Here is a 22,023-nt window from a genome sequence, read left to right on the forward strand (position 1 = left end):
GTTCTTTGCTCTATCCGTGTTCATCTGTGTTCATCAGTGGCAAAAAAAGCCTTCCACCTGATTCACCGCCGAGGGAATGAAGTTGCGCCCAGACGGTAAGCCAACCGAGGAATACAGGATCGCCGTACTGGCCTCGGGCCGCGGCAGCAACCTGCAGGCGTTGCTGGACGCGATCGAGGGTGGCTCGCTGCCGGCGCGCGTGGTCGGCGTGTTCTCGGACAAACCCAACTGCGGCGCGATCGCGCTGGCGCGGGAGGCGGGCATCGCCACCGTCGCGCTGCGGCCGCGCGACTTCGCCGATCGGGATGCGCACGATGAAGCGCTGTTCAGCGCCGTGGCGGCTGTTCAGCCCGACCTCATCGTGTGTGCGGGATACCTGCGCATCATCAGCGCCGCTTCGGTGCGACGATTCGAGGGCCGCATGATCAACATCCATCCGTCGCTGCTGCCCAAATACCCCGGGCTCGACACCCACGCGCGCGCACTCGCCGCCGGCGACGCCGAGCATGGCGCCAGCGTGCACGTGGTGGTGCCCGAGCTCGATGCCGGCCCGCGGCTGGCGCAGGTGCGCATCCCGGTGTTGCCGGGCGACGATGCCGCCGGCCTGGCCGCACGCCTGCTGCCGCGCGAACACGCGCTGCTCGCCGCCACTTGCAGCCTGCTGGCGACGCGGCGGCTGGATATCGGCGGCGGGCGCGTGCGCTTCGACGGCCGCGACCTGGCGGCACCACTTCAGCTCGACGCCCACGACCAGCTCCAGGAGGCCTGACCCATGCGCCTGTTCGCGATCGCCCTCGCCCTGCTGCTGCCCGCGGCCGCAGCCACCGCCGCCGCGCCGCCGGCCCCGTTCAGCGCCGACTACGCGGTGTACCAGGACGGCCAGCCGATCGGCACCGGCCGCATCACGCTGCACCGCCTGCCCGATGGCCGCTGGGAAATGGTGACGCGCAGCGAGGCCACCCAGGGCGTGGCCGCGCTGGCTGGCGTGCGCCGCGAGGAAACCTCGGTGCTGGCCTGGGGCACGGGCGGCCCGCAGTCCTTGTCCTACGACATGCGCCAGAAGGCCGCCTGGAACGAGCGTCGCGAAACCCTGCGCGTTGACCCGGCGCGCCGCACCGCCACCGCCACCTACAAGGACCAGCGCACCGACCTGCCCTGGCGTGCCGACCTGCTCGACCGCCACGCGGTCACCGCCGCGCTGATGGCGGAACTCACGGCGGGCCGCCGCGGGGAAATGGAGTTCGCGGTCGCCGACCGCCGCGGCGTGGAAACCCAGCGCTACCGCACCGCCGCCAACGTGCGCCTCAAGACCGCGCTGGGCACCGAACGCGCGATCCGCATCGAGCGCCTGCGGGACGACGACAGCGGCCGCGTGACCAAGATCTGGTTCGCCCGCAACCGCGGCTGGCTGCCCCTGCGCATCAAGCAATACGAATCCGACGGCAGCACCCTCGACCTCCGCATCACCGCGGTGCGCTGACCCGGGGCAAGGCTTTTTCGGATTGACAAGCCAAGGCGGTTTGCTACCGTCCCGCAACAGGGGCCTGCGTGGCATCGGATCGCGATCCACGCCGGAAGTCAGAGTTGCAATAAGTCCAGGGGCGGCAGTGACCACCGAATTTTCCGAGGCTGCAAGCCAGTCCACCGAAACCAATCCGCTTCGTGTCTCCAACTTCTTCCATCTAGGCCTCGGCGCTTTCAACCTGCTGGCGGGGGGCGTGCTCGCCTTCCTGCTCTCCAGGGAAGTCGAGGCGCTCAGGATCCAGATCTTCCCGATGGTTGGCATCGCCGGCGCGCTGCTGGTGCTGGGCCTCACGCAGGTTGGGCGTGCCTGGCGAGACGAGAAGTTCCGGTTCCACCCGGACGACATCGGCAAGTTCGCCATCACCGGAAAGGTGGCCAAGAGCGCCAGTCCCGACCAAGCCAGTTACGTCATCGACGTCCTCAACAACGGGGTGCTGCCGGAACCGACGCCGGACAACGCCCTGCTTAACAAGCTCTACAGCTGGCTGCCGAAACTCGAACTGGCGCCGCTGCTGATCCGCTGGCATGCCGAGACCCAGTCGCTCCGCATCGTCAACCTTGTCGTGGCCACGACGGGCTTCATCCTGACCTGGATCTTCGCCCGGCCCGAGGTGTTCGCATGGCTGGTGCCGGCCTACCTGCTGCTGGCGATTGACCCGCTGTCGGTCTGGCGAAACCTCACCAGTGGCGTCGCCGGGGCAAGGCAACTGGACCGCCCCGCCGCGCCCACGCCACACCGCTCGGTTGCCATCCTGCTGTCGTCGGTCTTCGTGCCGATCCTGCTCGGGCTGCTTCCGCCGGGCAGCCTGCCCCCGGCGCCCTGGGCCACATCGACCTTCGTCATCCCGACGGTATGCGCGATGGCGGTGCTGCTGGTCGCCAGCACGCTGTTCGTTTTCTCGCTGAAGTCGCAGACGCGTGACCTGAGGACCTCAGGCGTGGGCCATGACGTCCGCAAGGACCTGGACATCCCAAACCTCGGGACCGGCCTGATTGACCGTCTTGAGAACGACCTTCCGTTCCCGCGCTCGGTCCTGTCCCGCAACACAGGCTGGCAGAAGGACGGGAATTTCGGCGGCCATTTGCTCGTCGAGGCGCGGCAGCGCCTGAACGCCGTGGGCAGCGTCGGCACGCCGCTGGCTGCTCTGCGGGGCGCATGGAAGGACCCGGAGCAGAAGCCGCTGGTCGCGCTCGGCGCCTTCGGCGTCGCCACCGGGATCGCCGCCACGGTGCTGGCCTTCGTCGCGACCCGCACCGGGATCGGCCTGACCCCGATGCTGACGGCCCTGTCCCTATTCGCGGCGTCCCAGTTTTCGCTCCTGGCGGCGCGCGGCCTCTGGAACCGGGTTGACTTCACTTCGACCGTCTATCGCATTTTCTTCAAGGGCAGCTACGACCAGGCGCAGCGGGTGGCGGGCAACACCATCACCGGCGACGGCTCGCTGACCGAGAAGGCGATCCGCATCGAGCACGTGGAGTTCTGGGTTGCCGTGGCCAGGGTGGAAAGCGTCGCCTTCTCGCGCAAGGGCGACCGCTACATCCAAAGCCTGGACCGCCTTCCGGATGAGTGCGCCACGCAGTTCTCGCGCATCGTGGATTTCCACGAGGACCTGACGCGACGAAAGGTCAACAACTACTTGCAGGAAGGCGCAGTGCGGCAGCTCGTGCAGGGAGCAGGATCCGCGACACAGACGCTGCCTGCCGGGGCGAACACGCTGCTGGCCATGGCGGGCCAGCCCAGCCCGGCAACCGGCGACACTTCGGCTGGGCCGGACTGATCAAAGAACCGTGGGGTCGGCTGGCTCTCACCAAGCCGCTGGCCTTGCCCGCCTCAGCCACGCCCCTCCCTCGCCGGGACGGGCGAAATCAGCCCGGCAGGCGCCGGATCTTGGCGCCGAGGGTGCCGAGCTTTTCTTCGATGTTCTCGTAGCCGCGGTCGATGTGGTAGATGCGGTCCACGACGGTTTCGCCGTGGGCGACGAGGCCGGCCAGCACCAGCGAGGCCGAGGCGCGCAGGTCGGTGGCCATGATCGGCGCGCCCGTCATGCGCTCGACGCCACGGATGATCGCGGTGTTGCCCTCGACCCGGATGTCGGCGCCCAGGCGCTGCAACTCGTTGAGGTGCATGAAGCGGTTCTCGAAGATCGTCTCGGTGATCACGCCCACGCCCTCGGCCACCGTATTGAGCGCCGCGAACTGCGCCTGCATGTCGGTCGGGAACGCCGGGTACGGCGCCGTGGTCAGGTTCACCGCCTTCGGGCGGCGGCCGCGCATGTCCACTTCGATCATGTCGTCGCGGGTGTTGATGTGCGCGCCGGACTCCTCCAGCTTCACCAGGATCGCGTCCATGGTGTCGGCGCGCGCGCGGCGCACCGTGACCTTGCCGCCGGTCATCGCGCCGGCGACCAGGAAGGTGCCGGCCTCGATGCGGTCGGGCAGCACGTCGTAGTGGATGCCGGCCAGGCGGTCGACGCCGTGCACGACGATGCGGTTGCTGCCGGCGCCCTCGATGTGGGCGCCCATCGCGATCAGGCAGTTGGCCAGGTCCACCACCTCGGGCTCCTGCGCGCAGTTCTCGAGCACCGTGGTGCCCTTGGCCAGCGCCGCCGCCATCAGCACGTTCTCGGTGCCGGTGACGGTGATCATGTCGAACACGTAGCGGCCGCCGCGCAGGCGCTCGGCCCGGGCCTTGATGAAGCCATTCTCGACCGTGACCTCGGCGCCCAGCGCCTGCAGGCCGCGGATGTGCTGCTCCACAGGGCGCGAACCGATCGCGCAGCCGCCGGGCAGCGAGACCTCGGCGTGGCCGAAGCGCGCCAGCAGCGGGCCCAGCACCAGGATCGAGGCGCGCATGGTCTTCACCAGCTCGTAGGGCGCCACGGTGGAGGTGATGAAGCGCGGGTCGGCGGTGATGGTGAGCTTCTCGTCCACCATCAGCTGCACGCCCATCGCGCCCAGCAGCTCCATGGTGGTGGTGACGTCGTGCAGGTGCGGCACGTTGCCGATCGAGATCGGGCCGTCGGCCAGCAAGGTCGCGGCCAGGATCGGCAGCACGGCGTTCTTCGCGCCGGAGATCTGCACTTCGCCGTTCAGCGGCTCGCCGCCCGTAATCACAATCTTGGCCATGTTCTTCTTCTTGTGTTCTTTGTAGGAGGGACTTCAGTCCCGAAGCTTTTCGCCGAGAAGCTTCGGGACTGAAGTCCCTCCTACAGGGTGGGGGCGCGGGTCAGGCGGCTTCTTCGGGAGTCAGCGTACGCAGGGCCAGCGCGTGGATCTCGCCGCCCATGCGCTCGCCGAGGGTGGCGTAGACCATGCGGTGGCGGGCCAGCGGCAGCTTGCCGCGGAAGGCCTCGCTGACCACGGTGGCTTCGAAATGCACGCCGTCGTCGCCCACGACTCGGGCGCGGGCGCCGGGCAGGCCGGTTTCGATCAGGTTCTGGATGATGTCGGGGGTCATGGGAGACGGGGGCGCGGCTGGCGCGCAGGCCTTACAATGAGGCCCCGCATCATACCCCCAACGCCCCAGGCATGAACGATCCCACGCAGGCCCCGACCGTCACCGATGCCGCCTTGGCCGCCAGCGGCCGCGCCGTGATCGCCGTCGAGGCCGAGGCCCTGGCCGCGCTGCAGGCCCGGATCGGCGCTGACTTCGCCGCCGCCTGCCGGCTGATGCTGGGCTGCCGCGGCCGGGTGGTCTGCACCGGCATGGGCAAGTCCGGCCATATCGCCAAGAAGATCGCCGCCACCCTGGCCTCCACCGGCACCCCGGCCTTCTTCATGCACCCGGGCGAAGCCAGCCACGGCGACCTGGGCATGGTCACCGACGCCGACCTGGTGCTGGCCCTGTCCAATTCCGGCGAATCCGACGAAATCCTGGCCATCGTCCCGGCGCTCAAGCGCCAGGGCAACCTGATGATCGCCATGACCGGCCGCCCCGCCTCCAGCCTGGGCCGGCTGGCCGAGGTGCACCTCGACGCCAGCGTCCCGGCCGAAGCCTGCCCGCTGGGCCTGGCGCCCACCTCCAGCACCACCGCGGCGCTGGTGCTCGGCGACGCGCTGGCGGTGGCTCTGCTCGAGGCCCGCGGCTTCACCGCCGAGGACTTCGCCCGCTCGCACCCGGCCGGCAGCCTCGGCCGCAAGCTGCTGCTGCACATACGCGACATCATGCACACCGGCGACGCCGTGCCGGTGGTGCCGGCCGACGCCAGCACCACCGCGGCCCTGCTGGAAATGACCCGCAAACGCCTCGGCATGACCGCCGTGGTCGATGCCGACGGCGTGCTGCAGGGCGTCTTCACCGACGGCGACCTGCGCCGCGCGCTCGACGACGAACAGACCGACCTGCACGCCACCCCGGTGTCGAAGCTGATGGGCCGCACGCCCAAGACCATCGGCGCCGACGCGCTGGCGGTCGAGGCCGCGCACCTGATGGAAGAGTTCAAGATCAGCTCGCTGGTCGTGGTGGATGCGCAGCGCAAGGTCGTCGGCGCCCTGAACATTCATGACCTGTTGCGCGCACGCGTGGTCTGATCCGGCCATGATCCTCTCCGACAGCGACCTCCGCGCCCGCGCCGCCGGCATCCGCCTGGCCTGCTTCGACGTCGACGGCACGCTCACCGATGGCCGCCTGCATTACGACGCCGACGGCAAGGAATCCAAGGCCTTCCACGTGCTCGACGGCCAAGGCCTGCGCCTGCTCGAGGACCACGGCATCGCCGTCGCGCTCGTCACCGCGCGCGAAAGCGCCGCCGTGCTGGCCCGCGCCCGCGACCTGCGCATCGCCCACGTGCACACCGGCGTGAAGGACAAGGCCGCCACCCTGCGCATGCTCTGCGCGCAGCTCGGCATCGGGGCGCTGGAAACCGCGCACATGGGCGACGACCTGCCCGACCTGCCGGCGCTGGCGCTGGCTGGGCTGGCCGTGGCCCCGGCCAATGCCCATCCCTGGGTCGCCGAACGCGTGCACTGGCAGACCCGCGCCCGCGGCGGCGAAGGCGCGGTGCGCGAGCTCTGCGACCTGCTGCTCGAGGCGCGCGGCCTGCGCGCCGCCGTGCTCGCCCGCTTCGGCATCGAATGAGCCGCGCCTGGCTCAACGGCGTGCTCGGCCTGCTGGCGCTGGTGCTGGTGAGCCTGGCCGTGTGGCAGTGGAGCCAGCGCCAGCGGCCGCCGGTGGAGGTGCCGCAGCGCTCCGACTACATCCTGCGCGACTACGAACTGACCACGCTCGACAAGGAGGGCCGCGAGTCCTTCACGGTGCGCGGTCCCTACCTGCAGCGCGACGTCGGCGGCAAGAGCCTGAGCCTGGTCGAGCCGCGCTTCTCCTTTCCGGCCTCGCAGGGCGGGCGCTGGCAGGCCAGCTCCGAGGCCGCCTGGGTCAGCCCGGGCGCCGACCAGGTGCACCTGCTGCGCCAGGTCGAGATGGTCGGCCCGCCGTCCGAGGCCGGCCTGCGCGTGCGCTTCGCCACCGACCGCCTGCGGGTGCTGCCGGACGTGGACCGGGCCGACGCCGCCGGGCCCGTGACCGTCACCCACGGCGACTCTATACTCGTGGGCACCGGCCTCGACGTGGACATGTCGGCCAAGCGTTTCCAGCTGCTGAACGATGTCAAAGGACACTATGCGCCCCGCCGCAACTAGCCTGCTGATCCTCTGCCTCGCCGCCACCGGCCCGGCCTTCGCCCGGTCCACCGACCGCAGCCAGCCGATGGACATCGATGCCGACAGCACCGACGCGCTGCTCGGCGACGATGCCGTGACCACGATGAACGGGAACGTCCGCATCCGCCAGGGCACGCTCGAGGTGGACGCCGACCGCGCCGAGATCCATCGCGCCGGCGGCGACATCTCGCAGATCGTGCTCACCGGCGCGCCGGCGCGGCTGCGCCAGGTGTCCGATACCGGCGAGCCGATGGACGCCCGCGCCCAGCGCGTCGTCTACGACCGAACCAGCGAGATCATGGTGCTTACCGGCGCCGTGCTGATCGAGCAGCCGCGCGGCAGCGTGCGCGGCGAGACCCTGAAGTACAACCTCGACACCGGCCGCATCGAAGGTGGCGGCGACGGTCAGGGTATTTCCATGCGCATCCTGCCCAAGACCGCGCCGGCCAACTGATGCTGACCGCGGCGGGGCTGGCCAAGAGCTACAAATCGCGCCAGGTCGTGCACGACTTCGGGCTGTCGCTGCGCCCGGGCGAAGTGGTCGGCCTGCTCGGCCCCAACGGCGCCGGCAAGACCACCTGCTTCTACATGATCGTCGGCCTGGTCGCGACCGATTCCGGCCAGATCCTGCTCGACGGCAACGACATCACCGCACTGCCGATGCACGAGCGTGCGCGCCGCGGCCTGGGCTACCTGCCGCAGGAAGCTTCGGTGTTCCGCAAGCTGTCGGTGGCCGACAACATCAGCGCCGTGCTCGAACTGCGGCCCGAGCTAAACGCCGCCGCGCGCGAGCGCGAACTCGGCGCGTTGCTCGAGGAGCTGCAGGTCAGCCACGTCGCCGGCCAGCCCGGCGCCAGCCTGTCGGGCGGCGAGCGCCGACGCGTCGAGATCGCGCGCGCACTCGCGGCTGCACCGCGCTTCATGCTGCTCGACGAACCCTTCGCCGGCGTCGACCCGATCTCGGTCGGCGAGATCCAGCGCATCGTCCGCCACCTCAAGCAGCGCGGCATCGGCGTGCTGATCACCGACCACAACGTGCGCGAGACCTTGGGCATTTGCGACCGGGCGTATATCCTCAATGCCGGCCGGGTGCTCGCGCAGGGTTCGCCCGACGAGGTCCTGGCCAACGCCGACGTGCGTCGCGTCTATCTGGGCGATTCCTTCCGCCTCTGAGTGCCGCGCGCGTTCCGTCCCCCCGCGGAGTGCCATGAAGCCCACCCTCCAGACCCGGCTCGGCCAGCAGCTGTCCCTGACGCCCCAGCTGCGCCAGGCGATCCGGCTGCTGCAGCTGTCGGCGATGGAGCTCGAGGCCGAGCTCAACCAGGCGCTGGACGCCAACCCCCTGCTCGAGCGTGAGGAAGACGCCGAACCCGCCTTCACGCCGCCCGACGGCGACCGGCCCACCGACGCGCCCTCGGGCGAGGACGCCGGCGACAGCCCCGACAGCGGCGACTTCGACCCCGGCGAGCAGCCCGACTGGTTCGAGTCCAGCGCCGGCGGCAGCGAGCGCCGCGGCCAGGGCGACGACGACCACGACGAGTTCACGGCCGCCGCCCCGGTGGGTCTCCACGACCACCTGCTCTGGCAGCTCCAGCTCAGCCACCTGGGCCCGCGCGACATCGCCATCGGCCAGGCCCTGGTCGAGGCGATCAACGACGACGGCTACCTCGAGGGCCCGCTGGCGGACATCCAGGCCGCGCTTTTGCCGGAGATCACCGCCAGTGAGGCGGAGATCGAAACCGTTCTCCACATCATCCAGCACTTCGACCCGGTCGGCGCGGGCGCCCGCAGCCTGTCCGAATGCCTGTGCGTGCAGCTGCGCCTGCTCAGCGAGGACACCCCGGGCCTGGCCCTGGCCCGCGAGGTCTGCAGCCGGCACCTGGACGGCCTGGCGAGGCTGGGTGCGGGTAAGCTGGCGGCCCAGCTGCAGCAGCCGGCCGAGGCCATGGACCAGGCCGTGGCCTTGCTGCGCTCGCTCGACCCCAAGCCCGGCGCACAGATCGGCGGCGGTGATGCCGAATACATCGCCCCCGACGTGATCGCGTACCGCCAGGGCGGCGTCTGGAAGGTGGCCCTGGCCCCGGGCAGCCAGCCCCGCCTGGGCATCAACCGCCACTACGAGCGCCTGATCGGCAAGGCCAGCCGCGAGGACGACAGCTACCTGCGCGGCCAGCTGCAGGAGGCCCGCTGGCTGATCAAGAGCCTCGAGACCCGGGCCGACACCCTTACCCGGGTGGCCAAGGCCATCGTCCGCCAGCAGAGCGGCTTCCTGGACCACGGCAGCGTGGCCATGCGCCCGCTCACCCTGCGCCAGGTGGCCGAGGAGATGGGGCTGCACGAATCCACCATTTCACGCGCCACCACCCGCAAATACCTGCGCACCCCCCGCGGCACCTTCGAGTTCAAGCATTTCTTCAGCTCCGGCATCGCCACCGAGCACGGCGGCACGGCCTCGGCCACGGCCATCCAGGCCATGCTGCGCAAGCTGATCGACGCCGAGAACCCGCGCTCCCCGCTGTCCGACCAGCGCCTGGCCGAGATACTGAAGGGCGAAGGCATCCCCGTCGCCCGGCGAACCGTGGCAAAATACCGCGAAGCGATGAACATCTCCGCCTCCAACGAACGGCAGCGCCTGGCCTGAGGCCCCCCTCCGATGGCGATTGCCCGTCCACGCCCCCGCGGCGAAAAGTTCCCCACCCCTTTTGACATCGGTCACGGCGCGTTGCCCGTGGCCGTGTTTAGCTGTGCGTGACAACAACAGGAGGATCGTGATCATGCGGATCGACATCAGCGGCCACCAGATCGACGTTACCCCGGCCCTGCGCGACTACGTGCAGGACAAGCTCGCGCGCGTCGCGCGGCATTTCGACCACCACCTCGAAACCCGGGTCGTCCTCTCCGTCGACAAGCTCGACCAGAAGGCCGAGGCCACGCTCTCCACTCCCGGCAAGACCCTGCACGCCGAGGCCGTGGCGCCGGACATGTACGCCGCCATTGACCTGCTGGCCGACAAGCTCGACCGCCTGGTGATCAAGCAGAAAGAGAAGATGACCGACCACCACCGCGGCGAATCCGCCGCCCGTTCGGACAGCTTCGGCTGACATCGCCATGCACCTGCTGGACCTGCTCTCCCCGGCCCGCGTCAAGGCCAACGTCACCACCAGCGGCAAGAAGCGCCTGCTGGAGCAACTGGCGGCGCTGTTGGCCAACGGCGCCGACGGGGAGAGCGAACGCGGCATCTACGACGGCCTCTGCGGCCGTGAACGACTCGGCAGCACCGGCCTGGGCCACGGCGTCGCGATCCCGCACGGTCGCAGCGCCCGCCTGGCCAGCGCCACCGGCACCTTCCTCCGCCTGGCCGAACCCGTGGACTTCAATGCCCCGGACGGCCAGCCGGTGGACCTGGTGTTCGCGCTGGTGGTGCCCGAGCATTTCGCCACGCAGCACCTGATGCTGCTGGCCAACCTCGCCGAGATGTTCGGCGACGGCGATTTCCGCCAGCGCCTGCGCCAGGCGCCCGATTCGGCCGCGCTGTACGCGCTGCTCTCGGAGTGGCAGGCAGCGCACCCGGCGGCCGCCTGACATGACCGACCGGCTGCGCGCCCGCGAGCTGTTCGACGAACTGGGCGAGCGGCTGGAGCTGCGGTGGCTGGCCGGACAGCGCGGCGCCACCCGCGTGCTCGAGCGCGGCGAGCACCTCTCGCGCCGGCCCTCGCTGGCGGGCTACCTGAACGTCATCCACCCCAACAAGGTGCAGATCATCGGTTCGGCCGAACTCGCCTGGCTCGACGGCCTCGATGCCCGCAACCGCTGGGAAGTGCTGCAGAAGATCATGGACGCGCGCCCGCTGGCCATGGTCATCACCCAGAACCAGACCTGCCCCACCGACCTGCGCGACGCCGCCGAGGAGTCCGACACCCCGCTGTGGACCTCGCCGCGCCGCGGCTACGAGCTGCTGAACCTGCTGCAGTACCACCTTGCGCGCGCGCTGGCGCCGCGGGTCACGCTGCACGGCGTGTTCATGGAGATCTACTCGATCGGCGTGCTGGTCACCGGCGATTCCGGGCTGGGCAAGAGCGAGCTCGCGCTCGAACTGATCAGCCGCGGCCACCGCCTGGTCGCCGACGACGCGCCCGAGTTCACCCAGATCGCGCCCGACGTGCTCGACGGCACCTGCCCGGACCTGCTGCAGGACCTGCTGGAAGTGCGTGGCCTCGGGGTCATGAACATCCGCCAGATGTTCGGCGACACCGCGGTGAAGAAGAACAAGTACCTGCGCCTGATCGTGCACCTGGTGCGCGCGCAGGACCCGTCGGCCGAGGCGATGGCGCGCATCACCGGCGAATCCACCAGCCGCAAGGTGCTCGACCTCGAGGTGCCGGTGGTCGAGCTGCCGGTGGCCGCCGGCCGCAACCTGGCGGTGCTGGCCGAGGCCGCGGTGCGCCTGCACCTGCTGCGCAGCAAGGGCATGGACCCGGCCGCGGCCTTCCTGGCCCGGCACAGCGAGTTCCTGCTGCAGGGCGAAGCGCCGTGAGCGAGGCTGCGCGCCCGCTGCTCATCGTCGTCAGCGGCATGTCCGGCTCGGGCAAGTCGGTGGCGTTGAACACCCTCGAGGACCTCGACTTCTTCTGCACCGACAACCTGCCGGCCGAGCTGCTGCCGCGCTTCGTGCGCTCGGTGGCCAGCGACAACCGCGGCCGCCACCGGCTGGCGGTGGGCATCGACGTGCGCAACCGCACGCCCGACCTCACCCGCATCCCGGAGTGGCTGTCGGAAGTGGGCGACCTGGGCTTCGACCACAAGCTGGTTTATTTCGACACCCGGGACGAGGTGCTGCTCAAGCGCTATTCCGACACCCGCCGCAAGCATCCGCTCAGCCACGAGGGCCTGCCGCTGGCCGACGCGATCGTGCTCGAGCGCAAGCGCATGCGCCCGCTGCGGGCGATCGCCGACCTGGTGATGGACACGTCCGAGATGAACGTGCACCAGATGCGCCGGCAGGTGATCACCGAGCTGGGCGTCGGCGCGCACCAGGGCCTGTCGCTGCTGTTCGAGTCCTTCGCCTACAAGCGCGGGCTGCCGGCCGACGCCGATTTCGTGTTCGACGCGCGCGCCCTGCCCAACCCGCACTGGGACGCGCGCCTGCGCCCGCTTTCGGGCCGGGACGCCGCCGTGCGTGAGCACCTGGACCGGGATGCGCTGGTGCAGGAGTTCCGCGGCCAGGTCACCGCCTTCCTCGACACCTGGATACCGCGCTTCGAAGCCGAGACCCGCAGCTACCTCACCGTGGCTTTCGGCTGCACCGGCGGCCGCCACCGCTCGGTCTACCTGGCTGAATCCCTGGCCCGCCACTTCCGCGACCAGGGCCGCGAAGGCGTCGTCACCTTCCACCGCGAACTCGAGTAAGCCCCCCTGTGGGAGGGACTTCAGTCCCGAGGCTTCTCGTTCGAACGCGGATCAAGGCGGATGGACGCGGATAAAAGCGGATAAGACAAAGACTTGGGATTGGGCCGCGGCGAGACCAGCCCTTCAGTGTCTCTCTGCGTTTTTCTGGATTCATCCGCTTTTATCCGCGCCCATCCGCCTTGATCCGCGTTTAAACACGATCGATTTGTAGGACCCCGGCCGTCTGGTAATGTTCAGGCATGCCCGTCGGAATCCTCATGGTCAGCCACGAAGGCGTCGCCAGCCCCTTGCTGGCGGCCGCGCGGCGGCTCGTGGGTGCGATGCCGCTGGCGGTGGAGGCCTTCGACGTGCCGTGGGATGCCGATGCCGACACCGTGCTGCCCGGCGCCAGCGCGGCGCTGCGCAAGGTCGATGGCGGCGACGGCGTGCTGCTGCTGGTTGATCTTTATGGCGCCACCCCGGCCCGCGTGGCGGAACGACTTTCCCGGCTCGGAACGCCCTGCCACCGCATCAGCGGCCTGTCGCTGCCGATGCTGCTGCGCGCGCTCAACTATCCCGAGCAGGGCCTGGATGAACTCGCGCGCACGGCGGCCGCCGGCGCGCGCAATGGCGTGGTGATCGACGATGCTTGAACGTGAACTCAAGGTGGTGAACCGGCTGGGCCTGCACGCGCGCGCGGCGGCCAAGCTGGTGCAGCTGCTGTCCGGCTTCCAGTGCCAGGCCTCGTTGGTCGGCCGTGGCCGCGAGGTCAACGCCAAGTCCATCATGGGCGTGCTGCTGCTGGCCGCCGCGCCCGGCGCCAGCCTGGTGCTGCGCGTGGACGGCGACGACGAGGCGGCGGCGATGGAAGCGGCCGTGGCGCTGTTCGAGCGCCGGTTCGACGAGGACGGCTGATGCGGCGCGCCCTGCGCGGCCAGCCGGCATCCCGGGGCATCGCGCTCGGGCGGGTCCGCGTCCGGCATCCGCAGGCGCTGGTGGTCAGCGAACAGCGCATCCGCGCCGAGGACGTGCCTGGCGAGATCCTGCGGCTGCACCGCGCGCTCGATGCGGCCCGCGCCGAACTGCATGGCCTGCGCGAGCGCCTGCACGGCGCGCTGGCGCAGGAGGTGGGCGAGTTCCTCGACCTGCACGCGATGATCCTGGACGACCCGGAGCTGCTGCACGGCCTTGATGATCTGGTCAGCACCGGCCGCTATTCCGCCGACTACGCCCTGAAGCTGCAGCGCGACCGCCTGGCCGCGGTGTTCGAGGGCATGCACGACGACTACTTCCGCAGTCGGCGCGAGGACCTGGACCACGTGATCGGCCGCGTGCACGCGGCCCTGCAGCGGCGCGGCGACGACGCCACCACCGGTCTGTCCGGCGAGATCCTGGTGTGCGACGCGGTCGCGCCGCAGGAGCTGGCCGAGCTGCAGGCGCAGGGCGTGGTGGCGGTGGTCGCCGCCAGCGGCAGCCCGCTCTCGCACAGCGCGATCCTGGCGCGCAGCCTGCACCTGCCGCTGGTGCTGGGTGCCGGCGAGCTGCTGGCGCTGGCCAACGACGGCGACGCCCTGATGGTGGACGCCGCCACCGGCGAGCTGGTGCTCGAGCCCGGCCCGGCCGACCTCAAGCGCTACCACCGCCGCGCCGCCGAGCTCGGCAAGGAGCAGGCGCAGCTGACGCGCCTGCGTCGCCAGCCCACGCGCACGCAGGACGGCGTCGACATCCGCCTGTACGCCAACGCCGAATCGCGCGAGGACGTCGCCGAGGCGCATTCCCTCGGCGCCGACGGCATTGGCCTCTACCGCACCGAGTTCCTGTTCCTGCAGCGGCGCGAGCTGCCGACCGAGGACGAACAGTTCCTCGCCTACCGCGACCTGGTGCTGGGCATGGCCGGCCGCGTGGTCACCATCCGCACGCTCGACCTGGGCGCCGACAAGGCCGACCACAGCGGCCTCGCCCTGCGCACCGAGCCCAACCCGGCCCTGGGCCTGCGCGGCGTGCGGCTCTCGCTCGCCCACGAGGCGCTGTTCCTGACCCAGCTGCGCGCCATCCTGCGCGCCTCGGCCTACGGCCCGGTGCGCATCCTGGTGCCGATGATCTGCTGCCGCGAGGAAATGCAGGCGGTGATCGCCCTGCTGGAAGCCGCGCGCGCCTCGTTGCTGGCGGAAAGTGCGCCGACCGGCCCGTTCGTCGAACTGGGCGCGATGATCGAAGTGCCGGCGGCGGCGCTGGGCCTGCCCGACTTCATCGACCTGGTGGACTTCGTGTCGGTGGGCACCAACGACCTGGTGCAGTACCTGCTGGCCGTCGACCGCAACCACGAATCGCTCGCCTCGCTGTACACGCCGCGGCATCCGGCGATGCTGCGGCTGCTGGCCGAGGTCTTCAGCTACGGCCGCCGCAACGGCATCCCGGTGGCGGTCTGCGGCGAAATGGCCGGCGAGGCCGCCAACGTGCCGCTGCTGCTGGCCCTGGGCCTGCGCGACTTCAGCCTGCACCCGTCGACGCTGCTGGAGGTCCGCCGCGCCATCCGCGACGCCGACCACGCCAGCCTCCGCCGCCGCGCCCAGTCCCTCCTCCGCGCCCATGATCGTCTTGCCATCGAAAAATGGCTGGCGCGGTGAAGCTGGAGAGAGGTTTCAGCCACGGATAAAAGCGAATGAACACAGATGAACACGGATAGAGCAAGAGCTGATTAGAGGGGGTCTTCGCCAGACGGTTTGGTTAGCGTCGAACCACTACCGCTGTTGCTTTATCCGTGTTCATCTGTGTTCATCCGCTTTTATCCGTGGCAAACAAAAAACAAACCCCCCGCCATGAAGACGGGGGTTCGAGCGGACGCACCAACGCGGGATTTCAGTCGCCGAACTTTTCGTCGAAGAAGGAATCCATGGCGGCGTAGGCGCGCTTGGCGGCGCGGGGCTCGTAGAGGCAGCCCGGGCTGTTGGCGTCGGCTTCGGCGAAGCAGTGGACGGCGCCGGAGTAGTTGACGAACTGCCAGTCGGCCTTGGCGTCGGTCATTTCCTTCTGGAAGGTCGCGATCTGCTCGGCCGGCACGTAGGTGTCGTCGGCGCCGTTGAGCACCAGCAGGCTGGCCTTGACGTCGCCGGCCTGGGCCGGGATCGAGGTCGAGAGGTTGCCGTGGAAGCTGACCACGCCGGCCACGTCGGCGCCGCTGCGGGCCAGGTCCAGCACCACCGCGCCGCCGAAGCAGAAGCCGATGCCGCCGAGCTGGGTGGCGTCCAGTGGCGCCTTGGCCGCGGACGACTTCAGCACGCCCAGCGCGGCATTGATGCGGCCGCGCAGGGCCTCGCGGTCGGCGTACACGGCGCCGGCGGCCTTGCCGGCCTCGTCGGCGTTGGCCGGGCGCACGCCCTTGCCGTACATGTCAACCAGCAGGATGACGTAGTCGTCGGCGGCCAGCTGCTTGGCCTTCTCGACCGCGGCGTCGGTGACGCCCATCCAGTTCGGCACCATCAGCAGGCCGGGGCGGCGGTCATCCTCGGCCTTGTCGTAGACCAGATAGCCGTCGAAGGTGGTGCCGCCGTGGGTCCAGCTGACCGGTTCGGCGACGGGCTGGGCGACGGCGGTGGTGCCCAGGCTGAGCAGGGCGAGGGCGAGCAGGGAGCGCATGGCGTGTCCTCCGTGGGAAGTGGCGGGATGATAATCCCGGCGCCTCGCCGCGGGGTAAGCGCCGCGTGAGCGTCAGGAAACGCCGAGGCCCGGGATGGCGCTGATCTGGTCCGGGTCGAAACCGGCGGCCTTGGCGAAGTGCCGGCCGCGGGCGACGTAGTCGAGGTAGCGCGGGAAGCTGGGCGCGCCGGGCGAGAGCAGCAGCACGCCGTCGGTGCCCAGGGCCTGCAGGCCCAGCTTCACCGCCTCCTCCATCTCGCCGGCCTCGGCCAGCACCATGCGGTCGCCCAGCGCCAGCGTGCGCAGCTTCTCGTAAACGCGCGGGCCGTTCTGGCCCATCGTGATCACCGCGGCCACCGGCTCGGCGGCGATGCGCTCGACGAACACGCCCCAATCGAGCCCGCGGTCATAGCCACCGACCAGGATGGCCACGCGCCGGCCGCGGAAGCAGTCGAGCGCCGCGATGGACGCATGCGGCGTGGTGGCGATCGAATCATTCACCGCCTCGACGCCGTTGCGCGTGCCCAGCGTCTGCAGCCGGTGCGGCAGCGGGCGGAAGGACAGCGCGGCCGGCGCCAGCTTCACCGCGTCCACGCCCAGGGCCTCGATCGCGGCCAGCGCCGCGCACAGGTTCAACCGGTTGTGGCGGCCGGGCAGCGGCAGGCTGCGGGCGTCGAGCACCGCGCGCTCGCCGCGGTACACGCTGCCCTCGCGCAGGTGCCAGCCGTCGGCCAGGTTGAACCAGGCCACGCGGGTGGTGGGCGGCACTTCCAGCTCGGCCAGCACCGGGTCGGCGGCGTTGAACACGGCGACGCGCGGCGCGCCCTTCGTCACCAGCAACAGCTTGTCGGCGTAGTAGCGGGCCTCGTTGCCGTGCCAGTCCAGGTGCTCGGGGAACAGGTTGAGCACCACCGCCACGTCGACCGCGCTGGCTTCGCCGGTCTGGTAGCTCGAGAGTTCGATCGCCCAGACATCGGGCGGCGGCTGCACGTCCAGCAGCTCCAGCAGCGGCAGGCCGATGTTGCCGGCCAGGGCCGTGCGCTGGCCGGCGGCGCGCAGCAGGTGGGCGATCAGCGCGGTGGTGGTGGACTTGCCCTTGGTGCCGGTGACGGCCACGCGCTTGCCGGCCACGGGCTCGGCGAACCACAGGCCGCTGCCGCCGACGAAGCGCACGCCGCGCAGGGCGGCGTCGGCCGCGGGCGAGGCGTAGGGGCTGATGCCGGGCGACTTGATCACCACCTCGTGTTCGCACAGGGCATCCGCGTCCACGGCGATCTCGATGCGCAGCGCCGGGTCCTGCATCTCGCGCAGCGGCTCGGCCTCTTCGGGCGAGCAGAACACCGTCACCGGCTGGCTCGGCAGCCGCCAGCGCAGCGCGGCCAGGGCGGCCCGGCCTTCGCGGCCGTAGCCCCAGATCGCGACCCGCTTGCCCTCAAGCTCCGAAATGCGCACGCAGCGGTCCCCACAGCTCGCCAGGAATGCCGTGATCATCCGAGGCTTCGAGCAGCGGCGCCAGCCCCCGCGCTTCCGGCGCCAGCTGCGGCCGGATCTCGCGGGCGTAGCGCTTCACCAGCGCGTCCTCGCGCCAGGCCGGGCTGTCGGCCAGCACGTCCATGGCGGCGCGCGATTCGCGGCCCTCGCCCACGCACTCGAAGGGCTTGTGGTCGCGGAACTCGAGCAGCGCGTCGTAGCCCGGCGCCTGCTCGGGCTCGTCGAGCAGGTTGCGGCCGAAGATGCCCATCAGCCGCGGCTTGGGCATGAACGGCGCCAGCGCCAGGAACACGAAGTGGCACTTCGGGCAGACGCCGCACCAGCGCTGCGCCGGGCGCTCGCCGAGGATGTGGAAGTTGCGGTTGCAGCTGGAAAAATGCTGGTCGTAGCGGTCGAGCCGCGCGAACTGGCGCGCCACCGCCAGCTCGGAGAACGGCCGCAGCAGCGAGTAGTAGCGCAGGTCGCCCGCGACATGGCTGCGCAGGTAGGCGGCAAAATCGCGCTCGAAGTCCCAGCCCTTGGACCACTGGTGGTTCACTTCGCCCGTCCCGGGGATCAGGCTGCCGTAGCTGGCCGAGCGTTCGTTCGAGAACACAACCTGGTCCTGGCCCTGCAGCAGCGCGGCCAGCGCGAGGATGGCCGAGTTCACCGCCGTGACCGGGATGTGGCCGTTGAGCGCGCCCTGGCGGTTGAGCTCGAACAAGTGCGGCGACAGCGTGCGCGTGACGTTGAGCAGCGGCAGCCCCGTGCGCTCGGCGCAGGCGCGGATCAGCGGCGAACTGCCGATCCAGGCCACGGTCTGGTCGATGCCCAGCGCCCGCAGCGCCTCGATCGACACCAGCGAATCCTTGCCGCCGCCGATGGCGACGATGGCCCGCCCTTGTGGGAGGGAATTCATTCCCGATGGCTTTTCGGCAGAAGGCATCGGGACTGAAGTCCCTCCCACAGGGAAGTGGATCTTGCCGCGCAGCTGCAGGCCGTTGCGGTAGGCGAACTCGCCGAGCCCGTTCTCGTAGATCGAGGTGAGCAGCGCCGCGGTGGCGGCATCGATGCCCTCGCCTTCGATCACGATCCGAGGCGGCACCGCGGCCTTGTAATAGCTCACGCCGGCGACGAGATGCAGCAGCCGCAGCGCGCGCTGCACAGCCTCCGCACGCGTACCCTCCAGCGCGAACGGCGCGCCGGGGAAGCGCACGACCTCCTCCATCACCGGGCCGTCGTCGAAGGCGTAGCCCAGCCGCGCCTCGCCCGTGGCCGGGTCGAACTGGCAGCCGGTGAAGCGGAAGGCGCGGATGGCGCCGCGGTCGAACTCAGTCATCGATCACGTCCTCCTGCGGCAGTTCGCGCAGGTTGTAGCGGTTGGCCATCACGGCCCCGTAGGCGCCGGCGTGGCCGACCAGCAGCACGTCACCCTCGGCGGTCGCCTCGGGCAGGCGGCGCTGGCGGCCGATCACGTCGCCGGTCTCGCAGATCGGGCCGACCACGTCGCAGGCGTCGCCGGCGGGGTCGTCGAGCCGCGTGAGGTTCACGATCTCGTGCCAGGCGTTGTACAGCGCGGGGCGCAGCAGCGCGTTCATGCCGCCGTCGGCGCCGACGCGGCGCAGGCCCTGCTTGCGCGTGACCTGGGTGACGCCCAGCAGCAGCACGCCGCACTCGGCGACGAGGTAGCGGCCCGGCTCGACCCACAGCGCGTACTGCGGGTAGGCCGCCTTCACTTCGGCCAGCGCGGCCGCGTAGGCGGCAACGTCGAAGGGCTCGGCCTCGGGGTCGTAGGCCACGCCCAGGCCACCGCCCACGTCGATGAAGCCGACCGTGCCGATGCCCTCGGCCAGCGACGCCAGCTGGGCGTACACCGTGTGCCAGTGGCGCGCGTCGTGGATGCCGCTGCCGATGTGCGCGTGCAGGCCGATGATTCGGGCGCCGGCGGCGCGCGCGGCGTCCAGGAACTCGGGCAGCGCCTCGGCGGCCAGGCCGAACTTGGCGTCCTTGCCGCCGGTGCGCACCTTTTCGTGGTGCCCGTGGCCGAAGCCGGGGTCGAGCCGCAGCACGACGTCGCGGCCGCGGAACAACTCCGGCCACTGCCGCAGCGGCGTGGCCGAATCGATGGTGACGAACACGCCCTTGTCGAGCGCGGCCGCGTACTCGCCGCGCGGCGCGAAGCTCGGCGTGAACAGCACGCGGTCCGGCGCCAGCGACGGCAGCACGCGGTAGAGATGCTCCAGCTCGCCGCGCGACACGCACTCGAAGCCGAAGCCTTCGGCCTCGAGCGCCTGCAGCACGCGCGGATGCGGGTTGGCCTTGAGGGCGAAGAAGCGGCGGTCGATCGCGGCCACGCCGGCGATTTCGCGCGCCCGCTCGCGCACCGTGGGCAGGTGGTAGACGTAGCGCGGCGTGCCGGCTTGGGCCAGGTGCAGCAGGCGGCCCGACTGCCGCTGCCACCACGTGGGCGGGCGCAGCGTGGCGGGCTGGTCGATGCGGCGCCAGCTCGGGCCGAACACCGCGGCCTCGCTCACCGGCATCGCCCCCGACTGCGCCAGCAGCGCGTGCAGGCGCGGCAGCATGCCTTCGGCCAGGCCCTCGTCCACGACGAAGGTGAGGTTGAGGTCGTTGGAGGACTGCGAGATCAGGTGCACGCGCTCGCGGCCGAACTCGGCCCAGACGTCGGACAGCTTGTGCAGCATCGAGCGCATGCCGCGCCCGACCAGGGTGATCGCCGCGCAGGGCGCGATCACCTTCACCCGGCACACCTGCGCCAGGTCGGCGCAGAGCGCGTCGAGCACGTTGGTGCTGACCAGGTTGTCGCTGGGGTCGAGCGAGACGGTGACGTTGGCCTCGGACGAACCGATCAAATCGATCGACAGCCCGTGCGCCTTGAAGCGCTCGAACACGTCGGACAGGAAGCCGACCTGCTGCCACATGCCGATGGTTTCCATCGACACCAGCACGATGCCGCGGCGCGAGCTGATCGCCTTGACGCCCGGGATCGTGGTGGCCGAGGAGTCGATGACCGTGCCCGGCATGTCCGGCCGCTCGGTGTCGCGGATCCACAGCGGCACCCGCGCCTCGCGGCAGGGATGGATGCAGCGCGGGTGCAGCACCTTGGCGCCGGTGGTGGCGATTTCCTGCGCTTCCTCGTAGTCCAGGCGCGACAGCAGGCGCGCATCGGGCACGGCGCGCGGGTTGGCGCTGAACATGCCCGGCACGTCGGTCCAGATCTCGACGCGGCGGGCGCCGAGCAGCGCGCCGAAATACGCCGCCGAGGTATCGGAACCGCCGCGCCCGAGGATGGCGGTGCCGCCGTCCGGCGCGCGGGCGATGAAGCCCTGGGCGATGCGCAGCGCCGGGCCCGCCGCGGCGAAGCGCGCGCGCAGGCCGGCGTCGCCGGTGTAATCACAGCTGGCCGAGAGGCGCTTGGCCCAGTCGGTCTGGTTCGGCAGCGGGCGCGCGTGGATCCACTCGCGCGAATCGGTCCAGCCGACGTCCAGTCCCTGCGTGCGCAGGTAGGCGACGCCGAGCGTGGACGAAAGCAGCTCGCCCTGCGCCAGCACCTCGGCCTGCCAGTCCAGCGCGCCGGCGTCGGCGCGCGGGTCGTCGCCCAGCGTCACCAGCGTGGCCAGGCGCTCGGTGAGTTCCGGCGAGGTGACGCCCAGCTCCGTCGCGAAGTCCTCATGGCGATGCACCAGCGCCGCGATCCGCGCGTGGCGGGCGGCCCGGTCGGCGGGGGAATCGCAGATCGCCTGCAGCTCGTTGGTGACACCGGACAGCGCCGACACCACCACCAGCACGCGGGCGCCCTCCTCCTCGACCCGGCGTTTCATCAGGCGGCCGATGGTGTCCCAGCGATGGCGTCGGGACACGGACGTGCCTCCGAACTTCAGGACGATCCAATCCGGTGCGTCGGCACCGGCGGCGGGCGCGGATGGGCTCATGGTTCCAGGTTTAAGATGAGGGGACGCGGCGCTTGCGCGCGGCGCGTGCCAGTGTAAACGAAGGCGCCGCCGCCACGACCCGCCGGCCTCCCCCCGATGCAGAACGGAGCTTCCCCCATGCGCCGCCGTGAATTCCTCCAGCTCGACGTCTTCGCCGACCGGCCCGGGGCCGGCAACCCCTTGGCCGTGGTGCTCGACGCCCGCGACCTCGACACCGCGGCGATGCAGGCCTTCGCGAACTGGACCAACCTGTCCGAGACCACTTTCGTGCTGCCGCCGGTCGAAGCCGGCGCCAGCTACCGCGTGCGCATCTTCACCCCGCGCCAGGAGCTGCCCTTCGCCGGCCACCCCAGCATCGGCACCGCCCACGCCGTGCTCGAGGCCGGGCTGGCCGAGCCGG

Annotated in this window: 23 protein-coding genes; 17 read left to right on the forward strand and 6 right to left on the reverse strand. The window is 70.6% G+C overall.

Features of this window, described 5'->3' with window-relative positions:
- Positions 1-76: 76 nt before the first annotated feature.
- From purN to N787_RS09145, 3 genes are all read left to right on the forward strand, one after another.
- Positions 77-769 (forward strand): phosphoribosylglycinamide formyltransferase, encoded by a 693-nt coding sequence (gene purN / locus N787_RS09135; RefSeq protein ID WP_052575326.1) that lies wholly within the window; start codon positions 77-79, stop codon positions 767-769.
- A gap of 3 nt (positions 770-772) precedes the next feature.
- Positions 773-1,480, forward strand: a complete 708-nt coding sequence (locus N787_RS09140) for a DUF3108 domain-containing protein (protein WP_034212936.1) — start codon at positions 773-775, stop codon at positions 1,478-1,480.
- Between the two features lie 127 nt (positions 1,481-1,607).
- Positions 1,608-3,302, forward strand: a complete 1,695-nt coding sequence (locus N787_RS09145) for a hypothetical protein (protein ID WP_034212938.1) — start codon at positions 1,608-1,610, stop codon at positions 3,300-3,302.
- Between the two features lie 88 nt (positions 3,303-3,390).
- Here the strand turns inward: N787_RS09145 and murA are convergent, their stop codons facing one another.
- Positions 3,391-4,650, reverse strand: a complete 1,260-nt coding sequence (gene murA, locus N787_RS09150; protein WP_034212940.1) for a UDP-N-acetylglucosamine 1-carboxyvinyltransferase — start codon at positions 4,648-4,650, stop codon at positions 3,391-3,393.
- Between the two features lie 100 nt (positions 4,651-4,750).
- Complete coding sequence (locus tag N787_RS09155) at positions 4,751-4,981, reverse strand: BolA family protein (RefSeq protein WP_034212942.1); 231 nt, start codon at positions 4,979-4,981, stop codon at positions 4,751-4,753.
- A gap of 71 nt (positions 4,982-5,052) precedes the next feature.
- Here N787_RS09155 and N787_RS09160 point away from each other — a divergent pair, with 71 nt between their 5' ends.
- The 13 genes from N787_RS09160 (at position 5,053) to ptsP (ending at position 15,194) form a co-directional block, all read left to right on the forward strand.
- On the forward strand, positions 5,053-6,054 hold the full coding sequence (locus N787_RS09160) for a KpsF/GutQ family sugar-phosphate isomerase (RefSeq protein WP_034212944.1): 1,002 nt from the start codon (positions 5,053-5,055) through the stop codon (positions 6,052-6,054).
- Positions 6,055-6,061: 7 nt separating this feature from the next.
- Positions 6,062-6,601: a KdsC family phosphatase gene (locus N787_RS09165; RefSeq protein WP_034212946.1), complete on the forward strand. Its 540-nt coding sequence runs from the start codon at positions 6,062-6,064 to the stop codon at positions 6,599-6,601.
- Entirely contained in the window at positions 6,598-7,161 is a 564-nt protein-coding gene (gene lptC / locus N787_RS09170; protein WP_034212948.1) for an LPS export ABC transporter periplasmic protein LptC, read from the forward strand. The genes N787_RS09165 and lptC overlap by 4 nt, the downstream gene beginning before the upstream one ends.
- Positions 7,127-7,636 carry a lipopolysaccharide transport periplasmic protein LptA gene (lptA, locus tag N787_RS09175; RefSeq protein ID WP_084590729.1) on the forward strand — a complete coding sequence of 170 codons (510 nt, stop codon included), beginning with the start codon at positions 7,127-7,129 and terminating at the stop codon, positions 7,634-7,636. Before lptC ends, lptA begins: the two co-directional genes overlap by 35 nt.
- Positions 7,636-8,355 carry an LPS export ABC transporter ATP-binding protein gene (gene lptB, locus N787_RS09180; RefSeq protein WP_034212952.1) on the forward strand — a complete coding sequence of 240 codons (720 nt, stop codon included), beginning with the start codon at positions 7,636-7,638 and terminating at the stop codon, positions 8,353-8,355. The genes lptA and lptB overlap by 1 nt, the downstream gene beginning before the upstream one ends.
- A 34-nt stretch (positions 8,356-8,389) precedes the next feature.
- Positions 8,390-9,823, forward strand: a complete 1,434-nt coding sequence (locus N787_RS09185) for an RNA polymerase factor sigma-54 (RefSeq protein ID WP_034212954.1) — start codon at positions 8,390-8,392, stop codon at positions 9,821-9,823.
- Positions 9,824-9,956: 133 nt separating this feature from the next.
- Entirely contained in the window at positions 9,957-10,283 is a 327-nt protein-coding gene (hpf, locus tag N787_RS09190; protein WP_034212956.1) for a ribosome hibernation-promoting factor, HPF/YfiA family, read from the forward strand.
- A 7-nt stretch (positions 10,284-10,290) separates the two neighbouring features.
- Positions 10,291-10,764, forward strand: a complete 474-nt coding sequence (locus tag N787_RS09195; protein ID WP_034212958.1) for a PTS sugar transporter subunit IIA — start codon at positions 10,291-10,293, stop codon at positions 10,762-10,764.
- A 1-nt stretch (position 10,765) separates the two neighbouring features.
- Positions 10,766-11,716 (forward strand): HPr(Ser) kinase/phosphatase, encoded by a 951-nt coding sequence (gene hprK / locus N787_RS09200; RefSeq protein ID WP_034212959.1) that lies wholly within the window; start codon positions 10,766-10,768, stop codon positions 11,714-11,716.
- A gap of 23 nt (positions 11,717-11,739) precedes the next feature.
- Positions 11,740-12,588, forward strand: coding sequence for an RNase adapter RapZ (rapZ, locus tag N787_RS09205; protein WP_084590730.1), 849 nt, complete (start codon positions 11,740-11,742; stop codon positions 12,586-12,588).
- A gap of 239 nt (positions 12,589-12,827) precedes the next feature.
- A complete protein-coding gene (locus N787_RS09210) occupies positions 12,828-13,220 on the forward strand; it encodes a PTS sugar transporter subunit IIA (protein WP_034212964.1) in 393 nt (130 codons plus the stop codon).
- Positions 13,213-13,482, forward strand: coding sequence for an HPr family phosphocarrier protein (locus N787_RS09215; RefSeq protein WP_034212966.1), 270 nt, complete (start codon positions 13,213-13,215; stop codon positions 13,480-13,482). The genes N787_RS09210 and N787_RS09215 overlap by 8 nt, the downstream gene beginning before the upstream one ends.
- Complete coding sequence (gene ptsP, locus N787_RS09220) at positions 13,482-15,194, forward strand: phosphoenolpyruvate--protein phosphotransferase (protein WP_034212968.1); 1,713 nt, start codon at positions 13,482-13,484, stop codon at positions 15,192-15,194. Before N787_RS09215 ends, ptsP begins: the two co-directional genes overlap by 1 nt.
- 232 nt (positions 15,195-15,426) lie before the next feature.
- On the opposite strand, the gene N787_RS09225 is transcribed toward ptsP, so the two are convergent.
- From N787_RS09225 to N787_RS09240, 4 genes are all read right to left on the reverse strand, one after another.
- A complete protein-coding gene (locus N787_RS09225) occupies positions 15,427-16,203 on the reverse strand; it encodes a dienelactone hydrolase family protein (RefSeq protein WP_034212970.1) in 777 nt (258 codons plus the stop codon).
- 72 nt (positions 16,204-16,275) lie between these two features.
- Positions 16,276-17,655: a UDP-N-acetylmuramoyl-L-alanine--D-glutamate ligase gene (murD, locus tag N787_RS09230; RefSeq protein ID WP_034212972.1), complete on the reverse strand. Its 1,380-nt coding sequence runs from the start codon at positions 17,653-17,655 to the stop codon at positions 16,276-16,278.
- Positions 17,636-19,012 carry a UDP-N-acetyl-alpha-D-muramoyl-L-alanyl-L-glutamate epimerase gene (murL, locus tag N787_RS09235; protein WP_034212974.1) on the reverse strand — a complete coding sequence of 459 codons (1,377 nt, stop codon included), beginning with the start codon at positions 19,010-19,012 and terminating at the stop codon, positions 17,636-17,638. The genes murD and murL overlap by 20 nt, the downstream gene beginning before the upstream one ends.
- The gene (locus N787_RS09240; RefSeq protein WP_052575327.1) at positions 19,005-21,623 is read right to left on the reverse strand and encodes a bifunctional aspartate kinase/diaminopimelate decarboxylase; all 2,619 of its coding nucleotides are present in this window, start codon (positions 21,621-21,623) and stop codon (positions 19,005-19,007) included. Before N787_RS09240 ends, murL begins: the two co-directional genes overlap by 8 nt.
- Positions 21,624-21,740: 117 nt before the next feature.
- Here N787_RS09240 and N787_RS09245 point away from each other — a divergent pair.
- On the forward strand, positions 21,741-22,023 hold a 283-nt coding region (locus tag N787_RS09245), incomplete at its 3' end, for a PhzF family phenazine biosynthesis protein (RefSeq protein WP_034212976.1).

Source organism: Arenimonas metalli CF5-1 (assembly GCF_000747155.1).
Classification (GTDB): Bacteria; Pseudomonadota; Gammaproteobacteria; order Xanthomonadales; family Xanthomonadaceae; genus Arenimonas; species Arenimonas metalli.